At 41.6% G+C, this 15,957-nt stretch carries 19 protein-coding genes; 7 read left to right on the top strand and 12 right to left on the bottom strand.

The features are described 5' to 3' along the window. Positions 1-35 precede the first annotated feature (35 nt). Positions 36-854, bottom strand: coding sequence for a methyltransferase domain-containing protein (locus tag V7K40_RS13835; RefSeq protein ID WP_334960436.1), 819 nt, complete (start codon positions 852-854; stop codon positions 36-38). Between the two features lie 6 nt (positions 855-860). On the opposite strand from V7K40_RS13835, the gene V7K40_RS13830 reads away from it, so the two are divergent. Further along, positions 861-1,622, top strand: a complete 762-nt coding sequence (locus tag V7K40_RS13830) for a class I SAM-dependent methyltransferase (protein WP_334960434.1) — start codon at positions 861-863, stop codon at positions 1,620-1,622. Positions 1,623-1,733: 111 nt separating this feature from the next. Continuing rightward, positions 1,734-2,426, top strand: coding sequence for a Uma2 family endonuclease (locus V7K40_RS13825; protein WP_334960432.1), 693 nt, complete (start codon positions 1,734-1,736; stop codon positions 2,424-2,426). 24 nt (positions 2,427-2,450) lie between these two features. Here V7K40_RS13825 and V7K40_RS13820 read toward each other — a convergent pair whose 3' ends face one another. Continuing rightward, positions 2,451-2,726, bottom strand: coding sequence for a hypothetical protein (locus V7K40_RS13820; protein ID WP_334960430.1), 276 nt, complete (start codon positions 2,724-2,726; stop codon positions 2,451-2,453). 43 nt (positions 2,727-2,769) lie between these two features. Further along, on the bottom strand, positions 2,770-3,237 hold the full coding sequence (locus V7K40_RS13815) for a VOC family protein (protein WP_334960427.1): 468 nt from the start codon (positions 3,235-3,237) through the stop codon (positions 2,770-2,772). Between the two features lie 77 nt (positions 3,238-3,314). Between V7K40_RS13815 and V7K40_RS13810 the strand changes: the two genes are divergently transcribed. Both V7K40_RS13810 and V7K40_RS13805 read left to right on the top strand, forming a co-directional pair. Then, a complete protein-coding gene (locus tag V7K40_RS13810) occupies positions 3,315-3,818 on the top strand; it encodes a DUF4385 domain-containing protein (RefSeq protein ID WP_334960425.1) in 504 nt (167 codons plus the stop codon). 114 nt (positions 3,819-3,932) lie between these two features. Further along, positions 3,933-4,154, top strand: a complete 222-nt coding sequence (locus V7K40_RS13805; RefSeq protein WP_334960423.1) for a hypothetical protein — start codon at positions 3,933-3,935, stop codon at positions 4,152-4,154. 141 nt (positions 4,155-4,295) lie between these two features. On the opposite strand, the gene V7K40_RS13800 is transcribed toward V7K40_RS13805, so the two are convergent. Further along, positions 4,296-4,490, bottom strand: a complete 195-nt coding sequence (locus V7K40_RS13800; protein ID WP_334960421.1) for a DUF433 domain-containing protein — start codon at positions 4,488-4,490, stop codon at positions 4,296-4,298. Between V7K40_RS13800 and V7K40_RS13795 the strand changes: the two genes are divergently transcribed. Continuing rightward, positions 4,406-4,888, top strand: coding sequence for a DUF433 domain-containing protein (locus V7K40_RS13795; protein ID WP_334960419.1), 483 nt, complete (start codon positions 4,406-4,408; stop codon positions 4,886-4,888). The two genes, V7K40_RS13800 and V7K40_RS13795, sit on opposite strands and share 85 nt — an antisense overlap. Continuing rightward, on the top strand, positions 4,888-5,244 hold the full coding sequence (locus V7K40_RS13790) for a DUF5615 family PIN-like protein (protein WP_334960417.1): 357 nt from the start codon (positions 4,888-4,890) through the stop codon (positions 5,242-5,244). Before V7K40_RS13795 ends, V7K40_RS13790 begins: the two co-directional genes overlap by 1 nt. A 50-nt stretch (positions 5,245-5,294) precedes the next feature. Here V7K40_RS13790 and V7K40_RS13785 read toward each other — a convergent pair whose 3' ends face one another. From V7K40_RS13785 to V7K40_RS13770, 4 genes are all read right to left on the bottom strand, one after another. Further along, positions 5,295-8,762, bottom strand: coding sequence for a CHAT domain-containing protein (locus V7K40_RS13785; protein WP_334960415.1), 3,468 nt, complete (start codon positions 8,760-8,762; stop codon positions 5,295-5,297). A 58-nt stretch (positions 8,763-8,820) separates the two neighbouring features. Next, positions 8,821-9,840 (bottom strand): aldo/keto reductase, encoded by a 1,020-nt coding sequence (locus tag V7K40_RS13780; protein WP_334960413.1) that lies wholly within the window; start codon positions 9,838-9,840, stop codon positions 8,821-8,823. 182 nt (positions 9,841-10,022) lie between these two features. Next, entirely contained in the window at positions 10,023-10,358 is a 336-nt protein-coding gene (locus V7K40_RS13775; protein WP_334960411.1) for a c-type cytochrome, read from the bottom strand. A 55-nt stretch (positions 10,359-10,413) separates the two neighbouring features. After that, entirely contained in the window at positions 10,414-10,638 is a 225-nt protein-coding gene (locus V7K40_RS13770; protein WP_273766817.1) for a hypothetical protein, read from the bottom strand. Positions 10,639-10,829: 191 nt separating this feature from the next. Between V7K40_RS13770 and V7K40_RS13765 the strand changes: the two genes are divergently transcribed. After that, on the top strand, positions 10,830-11,630 hold the full coding sequence (locus V7K40_RS13765) for a histidine kinase (RefSeq protein ID WP_334960409.1): 801 nt from the start codon (positions 10,830-10,832) through the stop codon (positions 11,628-11,630). Positions 11,631-11,964: 334 nt separating this feature from the next. Here the strand turns inward: V7K40_RS13765 and V7K40_RS13760 are convergent, their stop codons facing one another. From V7K40_RS13760 to V7K40_RS13745, 4 genes are all read right to left on the bottom strand, one after another. Next, positions 11,965-12,156 carry a YqaE/Pmp3 family membrane protein gene (locus tag V7K40_RS13760; protein ID WP_334960407.1) on the bottom strand — a complete coding sequence of 64 codons (192 nt, stop codon included), beginning with the start codon at positions 12,154-12,156 and terminating at the stop codon, positions 11,965-11,967. Positions 12,157-12,283: 127 nt separating this feature from the next. Continuing rightward, a complete protein-coding gene (locus V7K40_RS13755; protein ID WP_298904809.1) occupies positions 12,284-12,682 on the bottom strand; it encodes a phage holin family protein in 399 nt (132 codons plus the stop codon). 257 nt (positions 12,683-12,939) lie between these two features. After that, positions 12,940-13,281 (bottom strand): 2Fe-2S iron-sulfur cluster-binding protein, encoded by a 342-nt coding sequence (locus tag V7K40_RS13750; protein WP_334960404.1) that lies wholly within the window; start codon positions 13,279-13,281, stop codon positions 12,940-12,942. Positions 13,282-13,294: 13 nt separating this feature from the next. Next, on the bottom strand, positions 13,295-15,454 hold the full coding sequence (locus V7K40_RS13745) for a Tex family protein (protein WP_334960402.1): 2,160 nt from the start codon (positions 15,452-15,454) through the stop codon (positions 13,295-13,297). Positions 15,455-15,957: the final 503 nt, after the last annotated feature.

The following is a 15,957-nucleotide window of genomic DNA, read 5'->3' as shown; positions in this document are numbered from 1 at the left end:
TTGGTCAGTTCAGAAACAAAGCTTTGCTCATCAACTTATTTTCGAGCGCGAACAAAGAACTTTGTAGTGTCTTCCCAAATACCTTGAGCAGTTGTTAGTTTTTCAATTTCTGCTTTGTACTCAACTTGCAACTGATTTAATTGTTCTTCTAATAATTTTGACAACAAGGGATTACCTTTAAAATTTATATTAATTGCTATCTCAGATAATCTATTATCCCTAAAAGGTCGATAACGTCCTGATGGTTCAATCTTAATTTCGATATCTCTAAAACCTGCCTGATTGAGCAAATTCCGACATTTTTCTGGAGTCCCCAGTGGCTCAAGGATATGTGGTAATGATACGCCCAAAACTTTAGCGCAGATCCTCTGCTGAAGAGATGCCATATAAGCAGTTTCGGGAGGACAGGTAAATGCCACATACCCTCCTGTTTTCAAGTAGCCGTACCACTTTTGCAAAGTAGCAAGAATATCAGGAAAAAGTACAATTGCATCACAGCAAAAGACAACATAAAAACTACTATCACTAAAGTTGAAATACTCTGCATCCGCCTCAATCAACTCAATGTTTTGTAATCTTGCTGCTGCAATCTTCTGTCTTGCTTGATGCAACATTCCAGGGGTGATGTCAATCCCAATTACATAGCCCTCTGAACCAACTTTTTCAGATGCAGGAATCGCAACTAAACCTGTTCCAGTCGCTACATCAAGAATTTTCTGTCCCAAATCTAGCGGCACAAATTCAAGTAGAAGCTTGGCTTCTAGAGGATGGCGAGTACCTTTCTCGTAGTCATAAGTAGTTCTACTGCCATAAAATTCTCTTAGTTGCTGCTTATAGCTATCCTGATCAGTCATAACCAAATGTCAAATTTTCTCCACTTTATAGTAACTCTTGTTGTGATGTTGAGTTGCTTGTTGCTGAACCCAACCCTGACAGCACAAGCTGCGTCTTCATCCACCACTGTTTACAAACAACGGATTATTCATAGTCCAGATGGTATCGGCAAATCTTATATGGGGCGAGAAATTGCTAAAGTTATGGGATACACAGGTGCTGGCTGGCTAGAACGTCCAAGCCGAGAGGGACAGGAACAGCCAAGTAAGGTAGTCAACGTCCTCAATCTGAAACCTAATGATGTGGTGGCGGATATTGGTGCTGGTACAGGTTACTTAAGCTTTCGGATTGCGCCGCTATTAACAGCAGGTAAGGTGTTGGCTGTAGATGTTCAGCCCCAAATGTTGGAAATCATTGAGTTGTTCAAAAAAGAGAAAAATATCAGCAATGTTGAGCCTGTTTTGGCAACCCTTACTGACCCAAACCTACCACCTGAAAGTGTCGATTTGGCGCTGATGGTAGATGCTTATCATGAACTTGAGTATCCCCAAGAAGTAATGCTAGGAATTGTCAAAGGACTGAAACCTGGTGGTAGGGTGGTTTTGGTTGAGTATCGTGGTGAAAATCCCTTTATCATGATTAAACGTTTGCACAAAATGACTCAAAAGCAAGTCTGTAAAGAAATGCAAGCTGTTGGTTTGGTTTGGCGGGAAACCAAAAACTTGTTACCTCAACAGCATTTAATGATATTTGAGAAACCTGATTCTAGCGATTTTTTGACAAGATGAGGCTTGAGGCTTGCTATAATTCCCTCCTTAAAAAGGAGGGTTAGGGAGGATCAAGCCTTAACCCAAGCATACCAAGCCATAATAAAATAATATTCCTTGCCAGAGCAGAAAATGATGATAAACTTAGCACTCAAGCAGCGAATTCCTCCTTTAGAGAATGGCGATCGCCTCACTCGTTACGAATTTGAACGGCGCTATCAAGCAATGCCTCGTCATCAAAAGGCAGAATTAATTGAAGGCGTTGTATACTTAGCATCCCCATTACGCTTTGAAAGTCATGCTGAACCACATGGTCATGTAATAGGTTGGTTAGGAGTTTATGAAGCATCAACTCCTGGTGTGAGATTGGGAATTGAACCAACAGTCCGCTTAGATCAAAACAATGAACCGCAACCTGATGGAGTGTTATTAATCACACAAACAGCTAAAGGACAATCTCGTTTCAGCGATGATGATTACATAGAAGGTGCGCCAGAACTGGTAATAGAGATAGCAGCTAGCAGTGTTGCTATTGATTTACATGACAAGAAAAAAATCTATGGTCGTAATGGGGTAAAAGAATATATTGTTTGGCAAATATTTGAAAACAAATTAGATTGGTTTCGCCTGCAACAAGGAGAATATGTGTCCTTAGAAGTAGATACAGATGGAATTATCAAAAGTCAAGTATTCCCTGGTTTGTGGTTGTCAATGTCAGATTTACTTACTGGCAATATGCAGCAAGTATTGGCTGTGTTGCAGTTGGGATTAAATTCACCAGAACATCAAATATTTGTGCAGCAGTTGTCTGGGGAAGGAAGATAGTCACAGCGATTTTTTGACATCAGTCTATTTTTTGGGAATGAGACTGGCGCTTTTGGTTGCACTATCCCAAACAATCCAGCTAAGAGAATTATCTAAATCATCGGCGCTATTTGAAACTTTAAAATACAGCTTTTCTGCACCTTTAGTTTCAATGGCAAAATCGGCATTTTGAGCATAAACGACTTTAAAACCTTTGTCTCGCAAACAATACATCGCCCAAGCTTTCAATGATTGCTTGTATGGTTCGTGTGGAATTGGTGGTTTTGTGATCGTCTCTTCAATTAGTTTAAATATTTGCATGAGTTTCCCGCTCATAGTAGATACTTTTGCGATCGCCTTTAAGTTAACTAGCTTCTGGATCGCAACGAATTTCAATCATAAAGCCATCTGGATCGTAAAAATACACTCCTCTACCAGTAGGGCGAGTGACTGGGCCATGAGCGATCGCTATTTTATTTTCTCTGATCACTGTCACCGCTTGCTCAAATAACTGCGGATCTATGTCAAAGGCTAGATGGTAGGCTCTAGTGAAAGTCTTTTCGGGGTCTGGATTTGGTGGTGATAACTCTGGTTCCCCAAATAAATCCAGTATCGTCCCATCTGGGGTAATGAAGTTGGCTACTTTCCCAGATGCGACAAGTTCCACCAGAGTTGCGGGTACTTCATCGCCTGTCAGTTCATGCAAACCCAAGATTGTGCCATAAAAGTAGCGGGAAGCTTGCATATCCTGGACGTTGAGGGCAATGTGATGCACTTTACGCAGATTGCCTGGAGCAAGGACACTGTTCACGGATTGGGTGCTAGATAGCATAATAAAACAAAATTTCCCTACAGAGATAGAAGCTCGACTTTTTTATTAAAGTTTATTATTCATAATAAACACTTCGCATGGCTTTTGATTATTCTTTAGACTTTAAAAATCTCGATTTTCGCCAACATCCCGAACTCTATCGTGTTGGCAAGGGTGAGCAGGGTGTACTTTTGGTTGAACCATACAAATCGGAAATTCTTCCCTACTGGCGGTTCAAAACTCCTGATATTGCTAGAGAGTCGAGTGAAAAAATATACGAGCTTTTTCTTGATTATTTAGAGAAAGATGATTTTGTCGGCGCAGATATGGCCCGGAAGTTTATCCAAATGGGCTATACTCGCTCCCGCCGTTATGCTAATCATAAGAGTGGCAGGAAATATAAAAAAAATTTGGAAGATTCTAGTTCAAAAAAAGAGATTCTTCCTTATGAAGTAGACTCAGTTAAAGCGGAATCAGCAGCAATATTTAAAGCCAAGTGGGTAGAAGCAAAGACAAATGAGAAATATCAACAGCTTTTAGCCAAGCATAAACAGATGTATGAGAGCATCTCACCTTTGCAAATAAATACACCTGGTGATTAGAAATCGCAGCTAGACAAAGGAAGTCCGCCTGTGCGGACTCAGGAATTTGAAACCCACGGAGGTGGGTTTTGTCTGTATAGCCGCGAATTCCATTCGCCAGGGTGAGTCTTTGAGGTGGATGAACGAGTATTTGAGGTGGATGAACGAGTATTTGAGGTGGATGAACGAGTATCTGAGGTGGATGAACGAGTATCTGAGGTGGATGAACGAGTATCTGAGGTGGATGAACGGAGTTCTGAGGTGGATGAACGAGTATCTGAGGTGGATGAACGAGTATCTGAGGTGGATGAACGGAGTTCTGAGGTGGATGAACGGAGTTCTGAGGTGGATGAATGAGTATCTGAGGTGGATAAACGAGTATCTGAGGTGGATAAACGAGTATCTGAGGTGGATAAACGAGTATCTGAGGTGGATGAATGAGTATCTGAGGTGGATGAATGAGTCTTTGAGGTGGATGAACGAGTCTTTGAACTCCGTTCACGTTTTCAGAGCTAGCTTGAGAAACGCTGTTGCCTGTGCGCGGCTCACTGTGGGAAAATCTTCTAGAAAGTCGTCGAGGCGATCGCCTGCTTCGAGATAATCAACCAATGTTTGTACTGGTACGCGAGTTCCGTAGAAAACTGGTGTACCAGAAAGGATGTCGGGAGAACTCTGTATTAGTTGAGGTTCCATATCGCATCTGGCAGTGTGATATTGAAAGATTGCATAAGCTGGTTACATTGTTAGCGATTAATTTAAGATTAACGCGATCGCATTTCCCCCTCACCAAGCCAACCAAAATCATACTGTGCAACAATAACTGTAGCTTAGTCGGAGTACAAAATATGGACTGGCGACAGTACATTCATTCAGATCCGAAAATTCTGCTGGGTAAGCCGACTGTGAAAGGAACTCGTTTATCTGTAGAGTTCTTATTGGGTTTGTTTGCTGCGGGGTGGACAGAACAACAAGTGCTAGAAAACTATCCTACTCTAACCTCAGAAGCACTAAGGGCGGTATTTGCTTTTACAGCAGAGTGTATGCGTGAAGAATCTTTGTACACTCTCCCGCTTTTGTCTGAGGCGGGGTAATGCGGTTTCTGGCAAATGAAAATTTTCCCATAATGAGCGTTAGATATTTGCGCTCTGCGGGTTGCGATGTGGCCTATGGAAGCGAAGACGCAGCAGGTGCAGAAGATTCTGAAGTTCTGACACGCGCAGTTCGTGAGGAGCGAATCATTCTGACATTTGATCGAGATTATGGTGAGTTAATTTATCGCCTGCGGATGCCATCACCAATAGGTGTTGTTTATTTCCGTTATTTTCCTGCTACACCACAGGAGCCAGCCGAAGATTTGCTGCGCCTGCTAAGTATTGAAGGTATATCTTTAGAAGGCAGTTTTACTGTTGTAGAGCGTACACAGTTACGTCAGCGCCCACTGCCCTAATTTACCTTATTTCTCAAACAGTCTTTTCTTTTCTATCCCCGCATTTCCCTTTATTCACCCATTGAAACTTGACTGCGGTCAAACAACCACCCATCGCCGACAATCTCCTCTAGGCGTTGATTGAGTCGGGGGAGGAAATATTCTGGATCATTTAGCCGTCGCTGGACAAACCAAGCATCAAATGCTTCCTGTGTATCAATTCCTTGGGCATCCACAGCCCCTGATATCATCTCGAAACTACGCTCTTGAAGTTCCTCTAACTGGGGATGACCTTCACTTTGGTAGTTGCAAAAGAACATAGCCGTTGTTCCTAATAAAGCTTCTAGTTCATCGCCTTGAGGCACTCTATTATATAAAACACGAATTAATTGAATGGTATCTGCTAAAGGGGCTTGAATTCTCAACGTTAGCCAGACTGCTTGAGCTAGGTAAACCAAACCGTTGCTTTCATCAACTACGCCCAGATAGCTAAGAACTGTAGCCATGTGCCCATAAGCCTTAACCTGTGCAAATAATTCAACTGCTTGCAGATATAACTCTATTTGTCGAGGTATATCTTCAGTTTTCCCAGCAACATAACCTATATTCGCCAGATTATCAGCTTGACCTAAAATATTGCCAACGTCCTTATTTATGTTTAAAGATTGATCTAACAAAGATAGCCCTTGCTCAATATCTCCTTGATTGACAATTGCATTTGCCATATTGTTGAGTATCGTGGCTTTATCTTTAAATTCGCCAATATGTTCTATGATTTTTAAAGATTCCTGCCAGAAAGAAAGCGCTTGTTCTATGTCTCCTTGACGAGCTATTACTTCCGCCATGTTATTAAGAGTAGCGCCTTTGCCAAGGTCATTACCAATGCGCTCATCTATTTCTAAGGATTCCTGCCAATAAGAAACCGCTGTTTTGGTGTCTCCCTGTTGGGCAATCAACCATGCCATGTTGCTTAGGATTATGGATTTTTCTTTCAAGTCGTCCGTAGGACAAAGGTCTAAAGCTTGCTGATAATTAGCAAGAGCGTCTTCAACTAAACCTAAATTGTATTTAGCACGGGCTATACTTCCCAATATACGGTAGTCCTGAACAACTGCTAAGATTTGCTGGCATAGTTCTAGAGCTTCTAAAAAGCGAGAATTGTTTGCCCAATCAACAGCGACGATATCACCAACGCGGATGGCAATCTCCCATTGTTCTGCCAGCAGTCCTAATCGTATAATCTCAATTGCTTCCTCATCCGCGCAGAACTTATTTGTCTCTTTGCACCAAATTTGATAGACTTCCCTCACTGCTTGCTGTCGCGCTGCTTGCCATTCTTCCTCACTCAACACTGTTTCTAGCAACGATTCTAAAATTGTCGTCACTCGATAATTAGCTAACTGGTTGGGGTGAGTGGTGGCAGACTCAACTAGACTGAGGCTGGTTAGCTTTTGCAGAAAAGAGGCAGAGGGGGAAATGGCATTGATGATTTCAATAGTAACGGGCAAGTGAAACACACTCAACTGTGCGAGAAACTTTTGTTCTTCCAATTCCAAAGTATCCAGCAGAGTTTGTGCCAAAATATTCTCACGGAATTTCTGCTCAGTCGCTTCCAGCCGATTCAGTAATTCATCCGCCGCCAATCCTGGTTGCTGAATCACCTCCAACAACCACTTCAACAAGCGGGGATTACCATCGGCAATCTTAATAATCCGCCGAGTTCTTAACTGTTGCCTAACTTCTTTATCTAAAGGAAAGCAGATTTTATCAATATCACTGCTGCTCATCCCTGCTAAAGATTCCAAATGCAGACGATGAGGTGGCAAAGTGTCTTCTTTCAAATAGCGACAGGTGACAATCAGCCGACTTTCTGCCCCGGTTTCTGCCAATGCTGCACAAATCGCCCCTAAAATTTCGTAAGCCTCTGCCGTCATCCGCAGTGAGCCATCTTCAAGGTTAGCTATGGGGATGTTTTGCTCAAAGTCATCCAGCACCAACAGTAAGGGTTGGTTGTGTTCTTTTTCTATTGCTTCAAAAAAGTTTTGCAACCGTCCTTTAAGAGATACCTTTGGTTCGTTCAAAAGTGCAGGCACATCTGCAAACCGCTCAAACTTATTAGAAAGCTTATTCAGCAAACGCCTCTCATCCAGAGGCCCAATCAACACGACTCGCGCAAAGTTAGAACGCTGCACTTCCACCCGTGTACATAACCGCGCCGCCAAGCTACTTTTACCCAGTCCCCCCATCCCCACAATAAACACACCAATTTGATCGCTAGTTTCCCGCAATGCCTTGAGACACCGTTGCAAATGCCGCCTGCGTCCGACAAACTCAAATTGACTGGCAACTTTAACTTGATTATTCTCATCCAGAAATTCTTGCTCTGGCGCTGCGAACTTCAGCTTTTCACGATTTCTTGTTCTTAGCGCTGTCACCAGTTGGTTAATGGGACGCGTATCCCGATACATCCGCAACAGATGCCAGTCGGTGCATTCTTTGCCAATCATCTCCTGCTGCGCCGCTTTGACTGCTTCTTCAACAGTTGCCCCCGTCGCCAAAGCTTGATAAAGTGCCTGTGCTGCTACAATACCCGTGCGGTCATACACCGGACGCGCCCAGCCTAAAACTATACCTGCCCCTGCCTTTACCAATGCTTGCGCCATCGAGGGTACTGTCCCCTTGTTAGAAACCTGTCCCGTATGACAACCAGAGAGAAAAGTTACACGCGGCCAGCGTCCGCGAAAGGCTTTAGCTAAATCATTGACGGTAGTAAGTTGCATATTCCCCACCTCATCTTCAGTGATGAAGCAGGGGGTATTGTCTGCCAACGTTGCACCTTTTGGCAGCAAATAGTCATAATCTTTTTTGGTATAAATTATCCCGTGTCCCGTGAGGTGAAAGACATCAAAATAGTCTTCTGGGTAGGATTTCACCAAGTTGGCTAACTCCGCAACCGAGCCACTTTCCTCGACAATCAACGCCAAAGGCTGCTCTTTAGTTGCTTGTAAAATGTTCGCTTCTTCTCGCTCAAACCCTAGTGGTGGAACTCTGGGATCTTCAGGAGAAGTAGCCATAAACAGCAAGCGCAACGGACGATTTTGCAAGCCAATCACTGGGGTTTGACGCTGCTGCACAGAACGCACCGGTAAAACGGAAAGATTCTGGCGTTCGATTAAAAACCCTGCACTATCATGTAGCAATTCCCAAGGTAAATGTGCCAATCCCAACGCTACCCGTTCTGTTTCCGGGTTCAACCCCTTTGCTTCGCTGGTTTGAATCAAATCTAGAAGAATCGTTTGCTCATCCGCCTCATCCAGCGCCCTTCTCAGCCATCCTTCTTTACCATCCAGCCATTGATAAAGTTGCCGTCCCAACTGGGTGAGATAGGGTAAATAATCTTTTTGTTGAGCATAGTAATTTTGCTCACACAAATCAATCAGCGCTGCCAACTCCGTTTTATCCAGGCGACGTGAGCCATAATCACAGCGCAGTTCAAAAGTTTGCTGTTGACTGAGGGCGAAGGTGAAGTTTAAGGGCATGGCTGACAGCAATAGTTTCCACAGTAACCTTCACCGTATTATCACCCAATTCCTGAAATTATCGCCGATATTCGTCGCCGCAATCGCCGATTAGCTGGTACAAATCGCGTGATTGGCGAGATACTGCATTGATGCGATCGCGATCGTCAGCATCTAGACTAAAACTAAATACTTTGGCGTTATCTTCTATATGTTCAGATACACCAAGTCTGGCACCAACGATCACACCTCCCACAGTTGGCTGATCTAAAATGTAACGTGCTGCTACATTGGAGATACTGACCCCATGCTTATTAGCAATTTCCTTCAGGATAGCCAGCAACTCTTGAAATAATTGCCAACCACCCCAAGCATCGATCATGTTTTTATATTTTTTCAAACTAGCAGTAGACAAATCAAATCCTCGCGGTTCCGATTTACCCAAATAGTTTTCTGATAATAAACCGCCGCACAGTGTACCGTAAGTAAAAAGCTTTATGTCATGCTGTTGACAAAACTCCACCATATTAACTTCAGGACGGCGGTCAACAAGCGAAAATTGTACTTGGTTAGAAACGATTTTGATGCCCGCTTCGGTAATAATCTTCAAGTTTTCCGTGTCAAAATTAGTTAAACCTAGATGCTTAATTTTACCCTCAGTCTGAAGTTCTGCCATATATTTGAGGGCATCCAGGTAATTTTTATCTTGATATTCCCACCAGTGGAATTGCATCAAATCTAACGATTCCACATTCATCCTTCGCAGGGAAATATCAATATTTTCCTCAACCAGTTTTTTCGTCATTTTGCCTGGACGAGGCACCCATTTTGTAAAAGCTTGCACCTGAGATAAAGCATCTTTCCCACGAGTATCAATTAGTTCACAGCGAAACTCACCAATAAAGTCTTCAGCGGGGCCATAATGGTCTGCTAAATCCCAAGTGGTAAAGCCTGCATCTAAATATTTGAACATAGTCTCAATAGCGGCTTGGGGATTTATCTGTCCGTGTCCGCCAGAGACTTGCCACATACCATTTAATATGCGGCAGATGTTCAAATCGGGAGTGAATTGGAGACGGCTAGCTGCGGGTAAGTTCATTTTCAAGTCAGGAGTGAGAAGTTGGAAGTGACAAGTTAGGAGTTAAAAGTGAGAAAAGTTAATAATTAGTGAGTTGACAAGTAGGTTTTTACAGCCTTTTTAACTTTTCTACTTTATTATGAATGATTTAAGACTGCTAGAGTTAATAACTACTAAAGTCTTAACTCCTAACTCCTAACTTTTTAACGCCAGCCTTTTTCAGCTTGTTCGAGAACGTAAGCAGCAACGTCTTGAATTTGCTGTTCAGTGAGACGCTCTTTATAGGCTGACATATTATTTTTACCATTGGTTACTATAGATGTAACTGCCTCTATTGAATCCATACCATACTTTTTCAGAGCTTGCTTTTTGAGATTTTTACCTCGCCTAACTACGTTACCGCCGTTGATATGACAACCAGCACATTCAACACTAAATATTTGTTCACCCTTAACTGTATCTGCTGCACTAACAGACAAAGTAAAAGTACTGATTAATAACAAAAACGTTACGAATACTAATGTGAGTAATTTTTTCAATTAACTTCTCCCTATTTTGACATACTGGTTGCAGGTATAAGTGTCAGAACCAATACTATAGGGATTCAAAGTCAGTTGTAAATCCCGCAAAATTTGCACAATCTTCTTGAAAGGCTTCTGCATCACTAACATCCTCAATTTTATAAGACATAATGCGCGTACCATCTGGCATTTTTTTAGAACCAATCAATTCACCTTGATATTTCTGGGCGATCGCTTTAAATTCAGTACCATAAAGCTTCCAAGCATCCCCTGAACAAGTAATGTTTACTCGCCACATATTTTACTCCCAATTACTACCAACAAATATTCATCATCTCACAAATGGTCAACATGCTACACATCATCTCTTAAGGGCTGTTATTTTCTATCTAAAGGAAGTGCCTAGCTATATTAGCCTACGCCATAATATGGATGTGGCAACACATCTAGAAAATTTTATCCAAATTAGTTAAATCCCAAGAGTTGAAAATGCCTAACAATATCAAACAACAAATTCAAGCAGACCTGCAACAAGCTAAAGAAACCGGGCAATTAAGAACTGAGCGGATTCGAGAAATTGTCAAATCCGCAGTTTCTCAAGTAGGTTCTGAGTTTAAACAAGGTTCTACTGAGCTTCGTAGCCTTGTTAGAGATGCAGTTTCTGCTGTAATAGAAAACTTCCAAGAAAAAGGTAGCGAACTCAAAGATGAAGTGACAGCTTCCATTGAAGGAGCGCTGGAAGGAATTAATAGCAAAAGACACGAAAGCATAGCTCAAACTCAGACAGATATCAATCGGTTACAGGCTCAACTGGATGGTGAAGAAGAAGAACTACAGCAAGAGATTGATGTAATTTTGGCAGAGATTGAAGATACGGGTAAGCAAGAACCTGCTACTACCAAAACTGCAATTGATTCTGCTGTTAATGCTATTAAAGATAGTGAAGAAGTAGGATTGTTAAAGAAGCGTTACGCGCAACTGCAAGCGCAGCTAGCGATTGTTCGAGCGAATTTAGCTGCACGCTATGGCGGACGTTCTATGGAGGTTCAAGATTATCTAGACGAGGCTAAACATTGGTATGATAAAGCTCGTCCTCAAGCAGAATCTATGGCTGTACAGGTAGAACAAAAGCGATCGCAGCTAGAAGAGCAATTAGGTGAAGCTGGTACATCTTTAGCGAGAAAAGAGCGTCAAATCAAACAAACGTTGAGGCAGTTACTCTTAACGGCGGCTGACTTGTTCAAAGAGAAGCAACCTGCTGATAAAGAACGGGATACTATTCATAAATAGACTAGACTGCTTTTTCACAAAAACCCTGATACATATAGATTTTTCGTAGGGGCACGGCATTGCCGTGCCCCTACCAACGTATTTGTATAATTATTAAAGACTCAGTTTTCGTAGAGTGCGTTAGCCTTTGGCATAATGCACCATTTGATAAGCTAAAAAATATCTAAATTGCTTGAATTAAATTAAACTCTTATCAGGTGTGGAAGATGCCCACCCTAATTATGCAAGTTAAATTTGGAATAGCTTATAAATTCTAATTTTCATAGTAAAATGGTGCGTTAGGCTAAAGCAATAACGCACCTTACTTAAGATTTATTAAAATTAATCTTGCGTATTAGTAAATACGTCCCTCTTGATTAACTTGTTCTTCATGCTTGGCAATCACCCAAATTGCATGAATACTACCGGGTAGCCAACCTAAAACTGTAAGCACAATGTTAATAATCAAGGTTGGGCCAACTCCAACTGTCAGGAAAACGCCTAAAGGAGGCACTAACAAACCAAGAAGAAAACGAACTAATTTCATGATATTACAACTTTGTGATTTTGTTTAGTTACATTCTTTTGAAAATGCCGAATTAGGAAATCCACCTTCGGATATTTTCTTTGGAGTAGAGACGCGATGAAATTTGTATTTCTACTCCCTCTAATATTTATCTAGAAGGTAATTCACCTTGGCTTTTTACATCACCACTGCTGGCTAAAAGATTTTTTTCAACAAAGTAGTTGTTAATGAAGGTGTTAGCAAAAGTTAGAATTACTGGCCCAAGAAGGAAACCAATAATCCCACGAACTCCGAACCCAGGAACTAGCACTGCTGCTAACCAGAAACAAAAACCGTTGACGATGAGCGAAAAAGCTCCAAATGATAGAAAGTTAAGTGGTAAAGAAAGAGTAGACAGAACTGGTTTAACTGAACCGTTAATCAGACCAATTATTAAAGCGGCAATCAAAGCTGCGGGGAAATTAGCAATATTAACGCCTGGAACAACTAAATCAACAATCAACAGGCTCAAAGCTGTAGCTAGTGCGGTTAATAATGGTGTTAACATTTTTCTTACCTAATCACTAAAGATTTTTTGTAACTTCTTATCTCATCTTTAACTATGTGCTAGGTTTGAACCTCTCTTGCAAGATAGAATTTTCTTCTACCGTTAGGCCGATAATTTATGAAATCTAGCGGTTATTGTATAGATGCAAAACATATGCAAAACTTAAAAGTGCTGTGATACCTTGTTTTTAAGGATGTGTTAAACAAATTTAAAGCATCCTTAAAATTTAAGATTAATTTAATGTCATTGGGTAACAATCACTCAGATTTTCCAAACTCAGGCTTATAGTAAAGGGCTGATTTATACAAGATTTGTTCTTGATGGGTTTCTAAAGTGCAATTAGACAAGGGGTAAGTTACACAAGTAACAACATAACCAGCCTGTATTTCAGTTGGGCGCAGAAATTTTTGCTCACTTTGATCAACTTCACCGCTAATCAGTTTGGCGACACAGGCAGAACATTCACCTTGCTTACATCCAGATGGTAGGCGGATACCAGCATCTTCTGCAATATCCAGAATATATTGATCATCTGGTACTTGAATGGTGCAATCTAACCCAAGTGTAGGATTGATGAATCGAACTTGATAAACTACCATCTGCTGTTTCTAATTATTGTTTAACTGCTTTTATCGACAAACTAATCCGCTTGAGTTTCTCGTTGATTTCTAACACCTGCACTTTGACTACTTGTCCAACTTTGACAACTTTGTTGGGATCGTCTATAAATCGATCAGCAAGTTGGGATATATGCACCAAGCCATCTTGATGTACGCCGATATCGACAAACGCGCCGAAGTTGGCGACGTTCGTGATGATTCCCTCTAGTTCCATTCCCACCTTTAAGTCATTAATTTCCTTAATTCCTTCTTTGAAGGTGGCATACTTAAACTCTGCACGAGGATCTCTACCGGGTTTTTCTAGTTCGCTGAGGATGTCGCGCAGTGTAGGTTCGCCAACGCTATCGCTAACGTATTTCTTTAGGTTGGTCTTTTTGAGTTTTTCGGCAATTTGTGTGACCTGATTTAATGGCACATTTAGATCAGATGCGATCGCTTCTACTACAAAATAACTTTCTGGATGCACTGCTGTATTATCTAATGGGTTGTCACCGCCGCGAATCCGCAGAAAACCCGCAGCTTGTTCATAGGCCTTTGGCCCCAGTTTCGGAACTTTCAAAAGTTGTCGGCGATTTTTAAAGGCTCCATGCTGGTTGCGCTGGGCGACAATATTATTGGCAACTGTTGCCGTAATCCCAGAGACGGAAGTCAGAAGTTCTTTGGAGGCAGTGTTCAAGTCTACGCCGACGTAGTTAACGCAACTTTCTATAGTGTCATCCAATTTCTTCTTCAATAACTTCTGATCGACATCGTGCTGATATTGTCCCACACCAATGGATTTGGGATCAATTTTCACAAGTTCCGCTAAGGGATCTTGTAAACGGCGACCGATGCTAATGGCACCGCGCACGGTAATATCTAAATCGGGAAACTCTTCCAACGCTACAGTACTTGCAGAATATATAGATGCGCCAGACTCATTCACCATCACCTTAACTGGTTTGCGTTCTATAGTTTGTAATACTTGCGTCACAAACTCCTCTGTCTCGCGGGACGCTGTACCGTTACCGATGGCGATTAATTCAATTTTGTACTTTTCAATTAGATTTTTGACAATTTGTGCAGCTTTGAGTCGTTGTTCAGCCGCTTGGTAGGGAAAAACCGCTTGATATTCCAAAAATTTCCCTGTTTGGTCGAGGACTGCAACTTTACACCCAGTTCTAAATCCAGGATCTATCGCCAATGTTGGTTTCATCCCTGCTGGTGCAGACAGCAGCAACTCCCGCAGATTAGTTTCAAATGTCTTAATTGATTCTATATCTGCATAAACTTTTTTCTCAGAAATTACCTCTCCCATTAGAGAGACTTTCATCAAACGGTTAAATGCATCTTTCAACATCGCCTGATAAAAATCCCGAATTGTCCGAACTTTGGTTTTAATTTCTTTCGACTCAAGATAGTAAAGTACCGTATCTTCATCAAAAGCAATTTCAAAGCTTAATATTTTTTCCGTTTCACCTCGACACAACGCCAGCATATTGTGGGGTGCAATATTTTTTACCCTAATTTGATAGTTACGGTACATCTCAAATTTGGTTGTACCTTCGGGATAATCATCTTTAATGCGGGAGACGAATACCCCTTCTTCTAAAAGATAATTGCGGATATATGCCCGTAATTCCGCTTTTTCAGCCACTTCTTCCGCTAAAATATCAGCAGCACCTTTGAGCGCCTCTTCTACTGTTTTTACTCCCTTGCTTTCAGAAATATACTTAGCCGCTTCTTCTTCCAGTGAAGCCGTTGCAGCATTTTTCACATTTAGCGACTTGATAAATTCCGCCAGTAGTTCGAGTCCTTTTTCTCTGGCGATGGTGGCGCGGGTGCGTCGCTTTGGTCGATAGGGTAAGTATAAATCCTCAAGTTCAGTTTTTTGTAAGCAGGATGAGATTTTAGCTTTGAGTTCATCTGTAAGTTTAGCTTGTTGGGCGATCGCACTTAAAATCACCGATTTTCGTTCTTCCAGTTCTGTTAAATAAGTATATCGATCAGCCAATTCACGTAGTTGCACTTCATTCATCTCATCAGTGCGCTCTTTACGGTAACGTGCAATAAAGGGAATTGTTGCACCCTCAGCCAAAAGTTCCAGCGCGTTTTGCACCTGATGAGGTTTGAGGTTTATTTCAGTTGCCAGTAGTTGAGGAATGTTCAGCATTAGGTGTCTAAAATGAAAAAATGAAAATGCTACTTCTAAAGGTAATATGCTAGATCCTTATCCTGGCGCAAGGCCAAAGTTTTAAGCTAATTTACCAGATGATTACTCATAACAGGATAATTGGTGAAATAGACAAAACCCACCTACGCAAGTTTTAAACCTGATCAATCCGCGTAGTTAAACGAGAGTTTGTATACCATAGCGCAACTCTGCTGAGTCGGGAAAGCGGCATAAAAAACGTCACCGTCTATTCTGCACTCTTACACTTAGGGACTTCCAGTTAAAAAAACATCCCATCGTAGGGGATCTTGGCCAAGATCCCCTACAAATGTACAAATAATTTTGGATAATTTATTTTTTGTCAGTCCCTTAAAGCTTGCTGGGCGTAGCCACCCCTACTCTTAAAGCTTGCTACACCCAGCATTGACCACAAATGAAAGAGTTATTCACTAAGGTTTTGGGTGGTTCATCTGTCGGAATGATTATTCAAATTGGTGTAATAT

The sequence above is a fragment of the Nostoc sp. genome (assembly GCF_036917195.1).
GTDB lineage: Bacteria > Cyanobacteriota > Cyanobacteriia > Cyanobacteriales > Nostocaceae > Nostoc.
This window is presented reverse-complemented; position numbering and strand designations above follow the sequence as displayed.